The sequence below is a fragment of the Pseudomonas sp. XK-1 genome (genome assembly GCF_038069885.1).
In the GTDB taxonomy this organism is placed as follows: Bacteria; Pseudomonadota; Gammaproteobacteria; order Pseudomonadales; family Pseudomonadaceae; genus Aquipseudomonas.
In genome coordinates this window covers 12,492-25,066 of the sequence record NZ_JBBPES010000006.1, presented here as the reverse complement: position 1 = coordinate 25,066, position 12,575 = coordinate 12,492, and the positions used below count along the sequence as shown (strand labels likewise).

At 57.4% G+C, this 12,575-nt stretch carries 11 protein-coding genes and 1 pseudogene; 4 read left to right on the top strand and 8 right to left on the bottom strand.

Annotated elements, in window-relative coordinates; genetic code table 11:
- The first annotated feature begins 296 nt into the window (after positions 1 to 296).
- Positions 297 to 572 (top strand): hypothetical protein, encoded by a 276-nt coding sequence (locus WMW70_RS16190; protein ID WP_341438499.1) that lies wholly within the window; start codon positions 297 to 299, stop codon positions 570 to 572.
- A complete protein-coding gene (locus WMW70_RS16185; protein WP_341438498.1) occupies positions 569 to 1,489 on the top strand; it encodes a hypothetical protein in 921 nt (306 codons plus the stop codon). Before WMW70_RS16190 ends, WMW70_RS16185 begins: the two co-directional genes overlap by 4 nt.
- Here WMW70_RS16185 and WMW70_RS16180 read toward each other — a convergent pair.
- Positions 1,486 to 3,249 carry a recombinase family protein gene (locus WMW70_RS16180; RefSeq protein WP_341438497.1) on the bottom strand — a complete coding sequence of 588 codons (1,764 nt, stop codon included), beginning with the start codon at positions 3,247 to 3,249 and terminating at the stop codon, positions 1,486 to 1,488. The genes WMW70_RS16185 and WMW70_RS16180 overlap by 4 nt on opposite strands.
- Positions 3,250 to 3,304: 55 nt before the next feature.
- Here WMW70_RS16180 and WMW70_RS16175 point away from each other — a divergent pair.
- Positions 3,305 to 4,171, top strand: a pseudogene (locus tag WMW70_RS16175) (YifB family Mg chelatase-like AAA ATPase); the annotation flags it as partial.
- Between the two features lie 56 nt (positions 4,172 to 4,227).
- Here the strand turns inward: WMW70_RS16175 and WMW70_RS16170 are convergent.
- Positions 4,228 to 5,016 (bottom strand): gamma-glutamyl-gamma-aminobutyrate hydrolase family protein, encoded by a 789-nt coding sequence (locus WMW70_RS16170; RefSeq protein WP_341438496.1) that lies wholly within the window; start codon positions 5,014 to 5,016, stop codon positions 4,228 to 4,230.
- 327 nt (positions 5,017 to 5,343) lie between these two features.
- Positions 5,344 to 6,273, bottom strand: coding sequence for a LysR substrate-binding domain-containing protein (locus WMW70_RS16165; RefSeq protein ID WP_341438495.1), 930 nt, complete (start codon positions 6,271 to 6,273; stop codon positions 5,344 to 5,346).
- A gap of 138 nt (positions 6,274 to 6,411) precedes the next feature.
- Between WMW70_RS16165 and WMW70_RS16160 the strand changes: the two genes are divergently transcribed.
- Positions 6,412 to 7,809 (top strand): NorM family multidrug efflux MATE transporter, encoded by a 1,398-nt coding sequence (locus WMW70_RS16160; RefSeq protein ID WP_341438494.1) that lies wholly within the window; start codon positions 6,412 to 6,414, stop codon positions 7,807 to 7,809.
- Here the strand turns inward: WMW70_RS16160 and WMW70_RS16155 are convergent.
- The 5 genes from WMW70_RS16155 to WMW70_RS16135 form a co-directional block, all read right to left on the bottom strand.
- On the bottom strand, positions 7,790 to 8,710 hold the full coding sequence (locus tag WMW70_RS16155; RefSeq protein ID WP_341438493.1) for an SdiA-regulated domain-containing protein: 921 nt from the start codon (positions 8,708 to 8,710) through the stop codon (positions 7,790 to 7,792). The genes WMW70_RS16160 and WMW70_RS16155 overlap by 20 nt on opposite strands.
- 89 nt (positions 8,711 to 8,799) lie before the next feature.
- Positions 8,800 to 9,147, bottom strand: coding sequence for a NirD/YgiW/YdeI family stress tolerance protein (locus WMW70_RS16150; protein WP_341438492.1), 348 nt, complete (start codon positions 9,145 to 9,147; stop codon positions 8,800 to 8,802).
- An 89-nt stretch (positions 9,148 to 9,236) separates the two neighbouring features.
- Positions 9,237 to 10,163 (bottom strand): SdiA-regulated domain-containing protein, encoded by a 927-nt coding sequence (locus WMW70_RS16145; RefSeq protein WP_445942155.1) that lies wholly within the window; start codon positions 10,161 to 10,163, stop codon positions 9,237 to 9,239.
- Between the two features lie 122 nt (positions 10,164 to 10,285).
- Complete coding sequence (locus WMW70_RS16140; protein ID WP_341438490.1) at positions 10,286 to 10,951, bottom strand: fumarylacetoacetate hydrolase family protein; 666 nt, start codon at positions 10,949 to 10,951, stop codon at positions 10,286 to 10,288.
- 229 nt (positions 10,952 to 11,180) lie between these two features.
- Positions 11,181 to 12,575 (bottom strand): FAD-binding oxidoreductase, encoded by a 1,395-nt coding sequence (locus tag WMW70_RS16135; protein ID WP_341438489.1) that lies wholly within the window; start codon positions 12,573 to 12,575, stop codon positions 11,181 to 11,183.

Below are 12,575 nucleotides of genomic sequence, written 5' to 3'. Positions count from 1 at the left end.
CCGCCTATGTAAGTCCACGGTAGCGGCACCTCTCCCATAACCCCCGCGACACTTTTCCCACCTTGGTTATGAGTTTCCGAATCTTGTCGGATTAAACCTCCTATAATTAAATTTGCCACAAAAAAACTCATTGTCAAATCAGTAGGGTGTCGGGACAAAGTCCTGACCAAGAAGCAAGACGAAGTCGATAACTCGAAGAGTTATGCTATCTTGAAAAGATTCCAAATTTATAACTTACCAAGCTTGACAAACAAAATATCCATGATATTTGTATTCATACAATAAGGAGAATATATATGAATACAGAATTTAGCAAAGATTACTTTATAGAGGCTTTTTTGGGCCTCGAGAAAGTTGCCTACACCCACAGCAATCAGGGCGTTAGAACAAGAGAGTTTCTATTGGCATTTCACAACAACAGGAAAGTTGATGTTTTTGGATTTGTTTGCCTTGACCTAAAGCTTCAAAAATACGTCTTATACCTTTTACAGTGCCATGTAAATTACCCGCACTGTATTGGGGAAGCATTCCAAGAAAGACTTAAAAATTTATCTCGCTTTGAGGATATGTGAGCAGGATTAAAAATTGGTTTGTTCGTAGTGAGAGAGTAAAGGACAAGCACAACGGGCTAATTAGCTACCTAAAATACCTTACTGCCAGCGAGCACCCAAATCATAAAGGGAGGACTACGATACAGCCCCTCTATGGCAATGTGGAGGCAATAATTCAGGCCTGTTCTAGCGAGGCCATTCAACTTGACCTTAAGAACAGCAAGACCAAAGGCGGCAGGCCTGTACACTCCTACGCACAGTCTTTCACATTTGTGCTTCCGGGAACGGTAAAGAAGCCTACTGTAGAGCAATGGAGGCTAATATTTAAAGACGTAGCACTGTCTCTAGCACAAAAGCTTTGTATTTCCCCCGAGAGCCTGAAGGGTAAGGCCTTTGCGAATATACACGAGCAAAACAATCCCCATTTAAATCTCGTCGTATCCCGAGTAATTAATGGGAAGTATCAAAGACCCCTCGACCAAAAAGGCACAATAAACACACTTAAAATGGCATTTACTAGTGCCACACTCAAATATTGCGACCTCAACGTTGGCAACTACAATCCTGAAAATACTAATCAGGGGAGACGCCAGAAGAATTGGCAGAGACAGCAAGAGGAGGCACAAAGACAGATTAAAGCAGCAACAGATACCACTAAAAAATTGGAGGAGGAAATTGAAAGGGCAAAATTGCTAGGGAAATATACAGCAATGCTCAACAACCAAATTCAAAAATGGCTGCTTGCAGTGCAGGATAATGATATTGAGCAGGAAACTAGGCAAGCCAATAGAATTGACAAATCCATTACGAATCTTAATGAATTGAGCATTTCTCCTGAGACAGCCGAGTTAATCGAGGCACTCGTTTCTTCAGTGGAAAAGAAAGCAGGAAGGCCGATAACGGTCAAACGCAAGCACAAACCCTGGCCAAAGCCTTAGATATCGACACCTAGGGGCACTATATTAAGACCCGCATTTTTATACCTTTCTGCCCGCTCTTCATCTGTAAGATTTTGCCATTCATATATCTCCGCAAGGTCATTCTCTCTCTGAATGCCTTCGGCTTTGGGAGGGATATTCCCATACATTCCTCCTTCGTGGAGGAACCGACGAACACCATTTTTAAAGTGTATCTCAGCGGTCCTATCTTGAAAATCTAGAACAATATCCTCAATAATCAACCGAAGACGCTCATTGATCTTTGAGCGAACCTCAAAAACTATTTGCTCGCTTTCGGTAGCACTTAACTCTCGCAAGCTCTCGATATCCTTATCTATGTCTGCCTTCTGCTGCTCTAATGCCTGATAAATTGCCGATTCAGTTTTTTTCTTCTTCTCATTTAACTCCTCAAGCTTTCCCTCATTCTCAATAGCCATTGACCGTTCTAAGTCGCTGACCTTGCCACGCAACCGCTTAAAGTCGGACTTGAAATTATCGAGCATTTCTTGTATCTCGCTAATTTCCGAATCGACCTCATACTTTGAGTTAACCAAGTCACTGACGGTATCCCGCTCTTTCAAAATACCCTTAATATCTGCTTCAGCTAAAAACTTTAGAAGCATTGTCTCGGCTTGCTCATAAGGCCAAGACCGATAATCACAGCTCCCGTGCTTAGCCCGATAACAAACCAAATATTTACCGCCTTTCCTTTTGTCAGGACCTTTATTAACGTGGTTTGCAGCAGCACCACACTTTGAGCAATGGGCCAACTTGGTAAAGAGATTGCTAAATGTTCTGCCCTTATTACCCTGACCTGCCTGACCTCTTCCTTTCCTTTTCTCTTGGACACGCCGAAAGAGTTCTGGGCTGATAATTTGAGGAAAGTAGTTAGCAATTTCTGGCCCGTGGTTTATACGTCGCCTACGATTATCTTCCAGTTTCTCCCAAGTCATAGGCTGGTAAAATCCCATAACAGCCCTATTTTCTAGGATTTTCTTAACGTAAGACGGCTGCCAAAAATCGCCATAGTTCGGATTCTTCCTGGCATTCTCCCTGGTAAATGTCGGAATTCCTTTCTCTGTTAGAATTCGAGTTGTTGCAATTGCACCAACATTATTATCGGAGAGCCTATATATCTCTCTAACCACCTCAACCCGCTCAGGAATTTCCTCAATTGTTCTGATAGTAAAGCCATTCTCAGTGGACTTAACGACACGAAGCCATAAAGGAAGCCGGGACGTTGTTACTTCCCCGGTCTGGGAGGCTCTTAACTTTTTACTATTCCAAGCCTCTCGAACTCGCCGACCTTTTTCCTTGCTTTCAGTGAACCCTCTTTGTAGCTCGCCCAACGCTAGATACAACTGAGTTATATCTTCACCCTGCTTGTAAACTTGAGAACTCGAAGTAATGGCGATTTTTATGCCCTTATTCATCAAATCGAGAATAATCGGCAAGCTCTCCATTGGGTCTAGTCGGGTAATGCGATTAATTGCCTCAACTGCTAAGTAATCCCCCCTCTTAACTACACCCCTATCAACGGCATCCAAGAAGTCCTTAAATCGTCCTTTCAATATGTTTTTGCCGGTATACCCCGACACGCCCAAGTCGTTAAGGTCTAGGCTGGTATCAATTACAGCCCCCTCCGCCACGATTTCGGGTCGAGCTGCAAAACTGTTTATTAATTCTTGCTGACGCCGCAGGCTGTCGCCTTTACGTTGCTCTTCACTGCTGAACCGAATGTATGGCCATATCTTGGGCATAGCTGTCCCCCCTTTTCGGCATTGTGCCGCTTCTAAAGCTTTGGGTCTAATGGTGCACGAAATACTGTTCAGCGGGCCGCCCGGCACCGGCAAGACCCTGCTGGCCAGCCGCTTGCCCGGCCTGCTGCCACCGCTGGACGAACAGGAAGCACTGGAAGTGGCGGCCATTCACTCCGTGGCCAGCCATACACCGCTAAGTGCCTGGCCACAAAGACCTTTTAGAACACCTCATCACAGTGCATCAGGACCAGCACTGGTCGGTGGTGGCAGTCGCCCGCAACCTGGCGAAATTACCTTGGCGCACCAGGGTGTACTTTTTTTAGACGAGCTACCCGAATTCGATCGCAAGGTTTTGGAAGTCTTACGCGAACCCCTGGAAAGCGGGCATATCGTCATCGCCCGGGCTCGCGACAAAGTACGTTTCCCAGCGCGCTTCCAACTGGTGGCAGCGATGAATCCCTGCCCCTGTGGGCATTTAGGCGACCCTTCCGGGCGCTGCCGCTGCTCGGCCGAACAGATCCAGCGCTACCGCGGCAAACTCTCCGGCCCGCTGCTCGACCGCATCGACCTGCACCTGAGCGTGCCGCGGGAAACCACCCGCCTGGAAACCAGCAGCAACCACGGACCCAGCAGCACCGAACTGGCCGCCCTGGTGGTGCGCGCGCGCCAGCAGCAACTGGTACGCCAGGGCTGCGCCAACGCCCACCTGGACCTCGCCGGCGTGCAACAACACTGCAGCCTCGACAGCGAAGACCGGCACTGGCTGGAAAACGCCTGCGAACGCCTGGGCCTGAGCCTGCGTGCCGCGCACCGGGTGATGAAGGTGGCGCGCACCCTGGCCGATCTGGATGGCGCAGCCAGTATCAACCGCACTCACCTGGCCGAAGCCCTGCAATATCGCCCCAGCAATAGCAACGCCTGAATCGCGCCCATAAAGAAGCCCCGCATTGGCGGGGCTTCTTTATTTCGGTTGCGTGCTTACTGGTCGCGTCGCGCGGCCTGTTCACGGCAGGCGTCGCCAAAGGCCTGGAAGATCTTTACCGAATGCGGGTTCTCTGCGGCCTGCCACTCCGGGTGCCATTGCACGGCCAGGGTGAACTGCGCCGCGTCCGGCACATGGATGGCTTCAATCAGGCCATCGTCGGCATGGGCCAGGGCCTCGATGCCTGCACCCAGGCGGTCCACGGCCTGACCGTGGAGAGAATTCACCGGGAACTCGGCATGCCCCATCAGCTCGGCAAACCAGCTGCCCGGCAGCGCGCGCACGCTGTGGCGGTCGGCATATTGTTCGGCAACCGAGGTGCTCGGATCTTCGCGATGGTCGCTGATGCCCGGCACTTCATAAGCCTTCTGGTGGATGCTGCCACCCAGGGCCACGTTGATTTCCTGCATGCCGCGGCAGATACCGAACAGCGGCAGGCCACGGGCCAGGGCTGCGCGAATCAGAGGGATATCGAAAAGGTCACGCTCCTGATCCTGGCCCTTGCTCGGGGTCAGGTTTTCCTGGCCGTAGAGGGCCGGATCGATATTGCTGCCGGCACCGGTCAGGTAGACACCGTCGACCATCGACAGGTACTGCTCGATGTCATCGGTGCCGCAGCAGCTGGGTGCCAGCAGCGGCACGCAGCCAGACAGTTCGACCAGGGGAGTTATGTATTTGTGGGTCATGACTTGATAGGCATGCCCTTTGCGCTCTTGAGCGCCCATGGACATCAGGACAACCGGTTTACGCGCGCCTGGGCGCTGTTTCGTATTGTTGTTGGACATACATCACCTTGGGGCAGCCGGGATTGGCTGCCGTTGTTGTGCAGAAGGGCTGACGGTTGTCGCGCACCTTCTGTTTACGGCTGGTCGTGTCTGCCAAAGCGGCCACAGATACGCGTACAACGCCCATCTGGCAGTCCCAACCCTGGGGCCAGTCTGCCAAAGCCGTAAAATATGTCAAACAAATAAGCGCGACATGTTAAGAAATCAGACCGAGAGCAGCAGGCAACCCACTCTAAAAAATGCCATAAACTGCTGTTTTATAAAGATTTACCTGATAAAGCCAAGAAGAGGCAGTCCAATATTTTTTACGCCCAGGGCAAAAACGCCCTAACGGACGCTTTCCATCACCCGCTCCACCACTGGCAACTGCATCGCCGCCACATCGGCCACCAGATAATCACGCAAACGGCGAAAACGCTCCTGGCCTCGGCGCGCCTTGGGCCAGACCAGGTAGTAGCTGCAACCACTGGGCACCGCGCAGGGCCAGGGCAGACCCAGCCGCCCCTGGGCGACATCCTCGGCAACCATCACCAGATCGCCGATCGATACGCCATAGCCGCGCGCCGCAGCGACCATGCCCAGCTCCAGGGTATCGAACACCTGCCCACCCTTGAGCGGTACCCGGTCGGCCAGGCCCATGGCCTGTAACCACTGCCGCCAGTCACGGCGATCCGGGGTGGGGTGCAGCAGTTCGGCGGTCTGCAAACGCGGCAGATCCCAGGGTTGTTCATTCAAGGCCTCAGGCGCGCACACCGGAATCAGCCACTCGGCGAACAGCTCGGTGCTCTCCCATTCATCCGGAAAGTCGCCCTGGCTCAGCAGCACGGCGCAGTCGAAGGGCTCATGCAGGAAGTCCACCTTGTCCACATCCATCCAGGCGCTAGTCAGCTGCACCTCACTGGCGCTGAGCAGGCGATAGCGCGACAGGCGCGCCAGCAACCAGCGCATGGTCAGCGTCGATGGGGCCTTCAGGCGCAGCACCGTGTCGTCGACGCGCAAGGTGTTGCAGGCGCGCTCCAACGCCTCAAAGCCATCGCGCAGCCCCGGCAGCAGCATGCGCGCCGTCTCGGTGAGCTGCAGGCTGCGGCCCCGGCGCTCGAACAGGCGGCAGGCAAAGTGCTCTTCCAGGGTGCGCACATGCCGGCTGACCGCACTCTGGGTAATCGCCAGTTCTTCGGCCGCACGGGTAAAGGAGCAGTGCCGCGCCGCCGCCTCGAAGGCGCGCAGGGCATAGAGCGGCGGCAGGCGTTGGCTCATGACCGCAATCCATGAGTAATAGTCATGCCTTTCATCGCTATTATCCTTTTGTGCTGTTGCGGATGGCTCATGAGAATAGGCGCATTCTCTGCCTGCGCGGATCACCCGGGCAAGCCTTCTGACTGAGTAGAACTCATCATGCTGCATCCGCTCCGCGGCGAACTGCGCGCCATCCTGAAACTCGCCGGGCCGCTGATTGCCGCGCAACTGGCCCATGTGCTGATGGTGTTTACCGACACGGTGATGATGGGCCTGCTTGGCCCGGCAGAACTGGCCGCCGGCGGCCTGGGCGCGGCCAGCTATTCTTTTGTTTCGATCTTCTGTGTCGGGGTGATTGCCTCGGTCGGCAATCTGGTGGCGATCCGCCACGGCGCGCAGGACGCCGCCGGAGTGACCCGGCTGACCCAGAACGGCCTGTGGCTGGGCTGGGGCCTGGCGCTGCTGGCCGGCCTGGCATTGTGGAACCTGGGCCCGGCGCTGCTGTACTTCGGCCAGCAGCCGGAGAACGTCAGCGGCGGCATGCAGTTTCTTTCAACCCTGGTGTTTGCCCTGCCCGGCTATATGAGTTTTATGGCCCTGCGCGGCTTTACCAGCGCCATCGGCCGGCCTGGCCCGGTGATGGCCATCAGCATTGGCGGGGCGCTGGCCAACTTCGTCCTCAACTATGCCCTGATCAAGGGCTGGTTCGGCTTGCCGCACCTGGGCCTGGCCGGGATCGGCCTGGTCACCGCAGTGGTGATGAATGTCATGGCTCTGCTGCTGGCCTGGCATGTGCTGCAGCACAGCGCCTACAGCCCTTACCCACTGTGGCGCGGGCTGCTGCGGCCGGTGTGGGACGAGCTGAAAGAGCTGCTGCGCCTGGGCCTGCCGATTGGCGGCACCTATGCGGTGGAGTCCGGACTGTTCGCCTTCGCCGCGCTAAGCATGGGGGCCCTGGGCAGCAGCCAGCTGGCGGCGCACCAGATCGCGATCATGTCGGTGTATGTGGCCTTTATGGTGCCGGTGGGCATTTCCTACGCGGTGACCTTCCGTATCGGTCAGCACTTCGGTGCCGGCCGCCTGCTCCAGGCGCGTCAAGCCGGCCGCCTGGGCATCGGCCTGGGCGCGCTGTGCATGCTGGGTTTTGCCTGCCTGTTCTGGCTGGCCCCGCAGTGGGTGGTGGGCTTGTTTCTCGACCGCCGCGACCCGGCCTACGCCGAGGTAGTGGCCCTGGCCGTGGCGCTGCTGGCAATTGCCGCCTGGTTCGAGTTCTTCGATGGCATCCAGACCATCGCCATGGGCGCGATTCGCGGCCTCAAAGACGCCAAGACCACCTTCTGGGTCGGCCTGTTCTGCTACTGGGCGGTGGGCGCGCCGCTGGCCTGGCTGCTGGCATTTCCCCTAGGCTGGGGTGCCCAGGGCGTTTGGTGGGGATTAGCCGGCGGCCTGGCTTGCGCAGCCATCGGCCTGACCCTGGGTTTCGAATGGAAAACCGCGCGCCTGCTGCAACCGGGGGTCAACGCGCTCAGCCGAAAACCTAGCCCTCAGGTTTCTTGAAGCGATAGAACAGGTTGGGCTCGCTGACCAGATAGAGCACGCCCTGGTTATCCATGGCGATGCCCTCGCCCTGGGGCACGCTGCGGGTCAGGCCGTTGCGCCCGCGGAGCAGCGACAGGCTACTGATCGGCTTGCCCTCGACATTCAGCTCCAGCACCAGGCGCGACTCGTCGGACAGCGCCAGCAGATGGCCGCTGCGCTCATCGAACTGCAGGCTGGAAAGATCGCGCACAAACAATCCGGCGTCACGCTTCTGGTCATCCACCACATGCACGGCGAAAGGACGCTGCGGATCACGCTGAGGGAAGCCGTGAATCTCATAGATGCGGATCGGGTCGCGTTCCTTGGCGACAAACAGGCGCTGGCCAGCCGAGTCGTAGGCCAGGCCCTCGAAGCCCTTGTTGCCATTCAGGCCGATGCCCAGGGAGAACTGCTGCGCCTGATCGGCATGCAGTTCAGTGGTGGTGTCATCCACCCGCACCTTGATCAGGCGCTGCTGGCGTTCATCGGTGATCACATACAGGCCCTGGCTGATGTACTCGACCGCTTCGGCATCGCCAAAGCCATGCAGGTCGATACGCCGCAGCAGCTCACCACCGAGCGACAATTCGATCAACTGCGGTTTCTGGTTGGTCACGGTAAACAGGCTGTTGCGATCCGGGTCGTAGGTCAGCGCCGAGACATCATCATCCAGCCCCTCGATCACCTTGGCTTCGATGTCCACCTGGTAATTCGACAACAGCATGGCGACCTGCTGACCCTTAGCGGCCTGTTGCCACTGCTGCACATTGAACCAGGCCCGCTCGAACAGGCGGTACTCCTGGCCCAGCAGGCCAAGCAGCAGCAACGCCAGCCCGGCAAGGCTCAACAACAGGCGCTTCAGGGTCAAATGGTCTCGCATGGTGACTCACTCTCAAACAGTAACAGGTGACACAACGACGCCAGCCCGAAGCAGGGCTTCGGGCTGGCGTGGGTAACCAGGGCCGTGGCTTATTTGACCAGTTCGAGGGAGTCCACATCGATCTCGCGGCTGGTCAGGTCGTGATCGACTTCGCCGGCCAGCTTGACCGTAACGTTCTCGGAGATCGCCTGGGCCGGCCAATCTTCATCGTCGATCTCTACATTGATGGTGCCGCTGGCGTCCTTGAATTCATAGAGCTCGTCCTGCAGACGCTTGACGATCTGCCCCTGCAAAGCCACCGGGGTGTCGTCACTGGCTTTCAACGCCGCCGCCACACTGGTGACCTGAGCCGTAGCGCCGGGGCCGGTATAGCCGGCCGCCAGGGCGGCAGTGGAGAACAGCGGAGCAAGCAGCAGAGCCAAAGTTAAACGTTTCATGGGGTAACCCTCTAATCAGTTAGGTGATGGGGCCAGAGTAGAGGGCACAGCTGAATCCAGACTTAATCGCCGCTTAAGCCAAACTTAAATCAATCATCCTTGGGGAGGTCCGCCGGGGGCAGCTTGCTAAGCACATAAAACAGGTTGGGTTCGCTGACGATATAGATATTGCCCTCCGCATCCATGGTCACCCCTTCCGCCTGCTTGATCCCGCGGTGCAAGCCGTTGAAGCCGCCGCTCAGGCTGATAAAACTGACCGGCTCGCCGCGGGCATCCACCTCCAGCAGCAGGCGCGATTCGTCCGACAGCACCAGCGCGTGACCGGTACGGGCGTCATAGCTAAGGGAGGAAATATCGCGCAGGAACAGATGCCCGGTTGGCAGCGGCTGCAATGCCCCCGCAGCGCCATCCTCACCGGGGAAAGGCAGGCTGAACAGCCCCAGTGGGCCGCGCTCCTTGCCCAGCAGCACGCGCTCGTTGCGCGAATCCCAGGCGATGCCCTCGAAGCCCTTGTTGCCGGCCGTGGCAAAGCCCAGGTCGAAAGACGCCAGATCGGCAAACTCTAGGCTGCGGGTCAAAGCGTCCAGCTTGAAGGTGGTCAACGTACGCTTGCGCTCATCGATAACCGCCAGGCGACCATCGCTGAGCATTTCCACCCCTTCTGGATTGGAAAACCCAAGCAGATGGATGCGCCGGATCACCTGACCATCCAGCGTCAGCTCGACCAACTGCGGGTTCTTGCCCGTCACGCTGAACAGGGTATTGCTGGCGGCACTGTAGGTCAGGCCGGACAGCTCATCATCCTCCAGGCCCTGCACCGGCTTACCCTGCAGCACCGCGCGATAGCCAGGCAGCCAGATACTCGCCTGCTGTTCGGCAGAGCTCGACTGCTGCTGTTTGAACCAGAAATGCAGTCGATCATCCCAGTGCCGGTAACCCACCAACAGGATCACAGCCAACAGCAACAACAGCGCCCACCAGCGCGGACGCATCAAGGAAGAAAACCGGCCAGGCATCGCACACTACTCTATAGAACGATGACGATCAGACTAGAGCGCAACGCTTATGGTTCTGTTAAGCCGCCAGCCAGCGGACACCTCCAGGTGCCCTTTACCCCGCTGGCGACTCAGGCGCGTGGTTAGAGCGCGCGACTGGCGAAGCGGCTGTGGCCAACCAGCTCCAGCACCAGCTCATCGCCCTTGTGCAGTGGGCCGACACCGACCGGCGTACCGGTGAGGATCACATCGCCAGGCTGCAGGCTGAAGTGGCCGCAGATGTGCTGGATCATCGGCAGAATCGGGTTGAGCATGTCGCGGCTGTTGCCGTCCTGACGCAGCTCGCCGTTGATGCTCAGGCGAATGCCGATATCGGTGAGGTCTTCGACTGCATCGCCGGGCACGAACGGTGCCAGCACACAGGCACCGTCGAAGGATTTAGCCGTTTCCCAGGGATAACCCTTGGCTTTAAGCGTGGCCTGCAGGTCACGCAGGGTCAGGTCCAGGGCGGGAGCGAAGCCGGAGATGGCGTCGCGTACTTCCTCGGCATTCGGCGTGCGCGACAGCGGCTTGCCGATCAACACGGCGATTTCCGCCTCGTAATGCACGTCCCCCTTACCCTCGACCAGAGTAAAGCCGTCGTCCAGCGGCACCACACAGCTGCCCGCCTTGATAAACAGCAACGGCTCGGTCGGCACCGGGTTGTTCAGTTCCTTGGCATGCTCGGCGTAATTACGGCCGATGCACACCACCTTGCCCATGGGGAAGTGGATATGGGTGCCATCGACATACTGATGCTGGTAACTCATGGGCAACTCCTTATGGGAATGCGATGCGCGGCTCTTTGTGGGAGGCTGCGGTGTGTCAGCTGGCGGGTTGCACCCGCCCTGCGATCATGCCTGCTTCAGCGCAGGCAGTCGTTGCGACCAAAGGGGCACAAGACACAATCTCGTAGCCTGGATAAGCGCAGCGCAATCCGGGTAAGCGCTGCCCCGGATTGCGCCAGGGCTTATCCGGGCTACATCGGGTCGGTATCAATCAGAGCGGGAAGATCTTGCCCGGGTTCATGATGCCGTTCGGGTCGAATACCGCCTTGATCGCCTTCATATAGCCAATCTCGGCTTCCGAGCGGCTGTAGGTCAGATAATCGCGTTTGGTCATGCCCACGCCGTGTTCGGCACTGATCGAGCCGTTGTACTTCTGCACGGTCTCGAACACCCACTTGTTGACGGTGGCGCACTTGGCGAAGAACTCGTCCTTGGACAGGTTCTCGGGCTTCAAGATATTCAGGTGCAGGTTGCCGTCGCCGATATGGCCGAACCAGACGATTTCGAAATCCGGGTAGTGTTCGCCGACGATGCGGTCGATGTCGTGCAGAAACGCCGGCACTTTCGAGACGGTGACCGAGATATCGTTCTTGTACGGCGTCCAGTGGCTGATGGTCTCCGAGATGTACTCGCGCAGCTTCCACAGGTTCTGCAGCTGCTGCTCGCTCTGGCTCATCACGCCATCGAGCACCCAGCCCTGCTCGACGCAATGCTCAAAGGTGGCCAGTGCCGCTTCGGCGACTTCCTCGGTGGTGGCTTCGAATTCCAGCAGCGCATAGAACGGGCAGTCGGTTTCGAAGGCCGCCGGCACGTCGCCACGGGCCATGATCTTGGCCAGGGCCTTGTCGGAGAAGAACTCGAAGGCGGTCAGGTCCAGCTTGTTCTGGAAGGCGTGCAGCACCGGCATGATCGAGTCGAAGTCCGGGGTGCCGAGCACCATCGCGGTGAGGTTCTTCGGCGCACGGTCCAGGCGCATGGTGGCCTCAACGACGAAGCCCAGGGTGCCTTCGGCACCGATAAACAGCTGACGCATGTCATAACCGGTGGCGTTCTTGATCAGGTCCTTGTTCAGATCCAGCAGCTCGCCGGTGCCAGTTACAACCTTCAGCCCGGCCACCCAGTTGCGGGTCATGCCGTAGCGAATCACCTTGATGCCGCCGGCATTGGTGCCGATATTGCCACCAATCTGGCTGGAACCGGCCGAGGCGAAGTCCACCGGGTAGTACAGGCCCTTGTCCTCGGCGAACATCTGCAGCTGCTTGGTCACCACGCCCGGCTGACACCGGGCGGTGCGGTCAAATTCGTTGAACTCGAGAATCTGGTTCATATAGTCGAAGGCCACGACCACTTCGCCATTGGCCGCCACCGCGCCGGCGGACAGGCCGGTACGGCCACCGGAGGGCACCAGCGCGACCTTGTGCTGATTGGCCCAACGAACAATGGCCTGCACCTGCTCGATGCTCTTGGGGAAGACGATCGCCAGGGGGGCCGGGGCGAAATGCTTGGTCCAGTCCTTGCCATAGGCGTTGAGGGAATCGGCATCGGTCAGCACCTTGCCGGGCTCAACCAGGGTCTTCAGCTCTTCGATCAGCGCAGGATTGGTCAT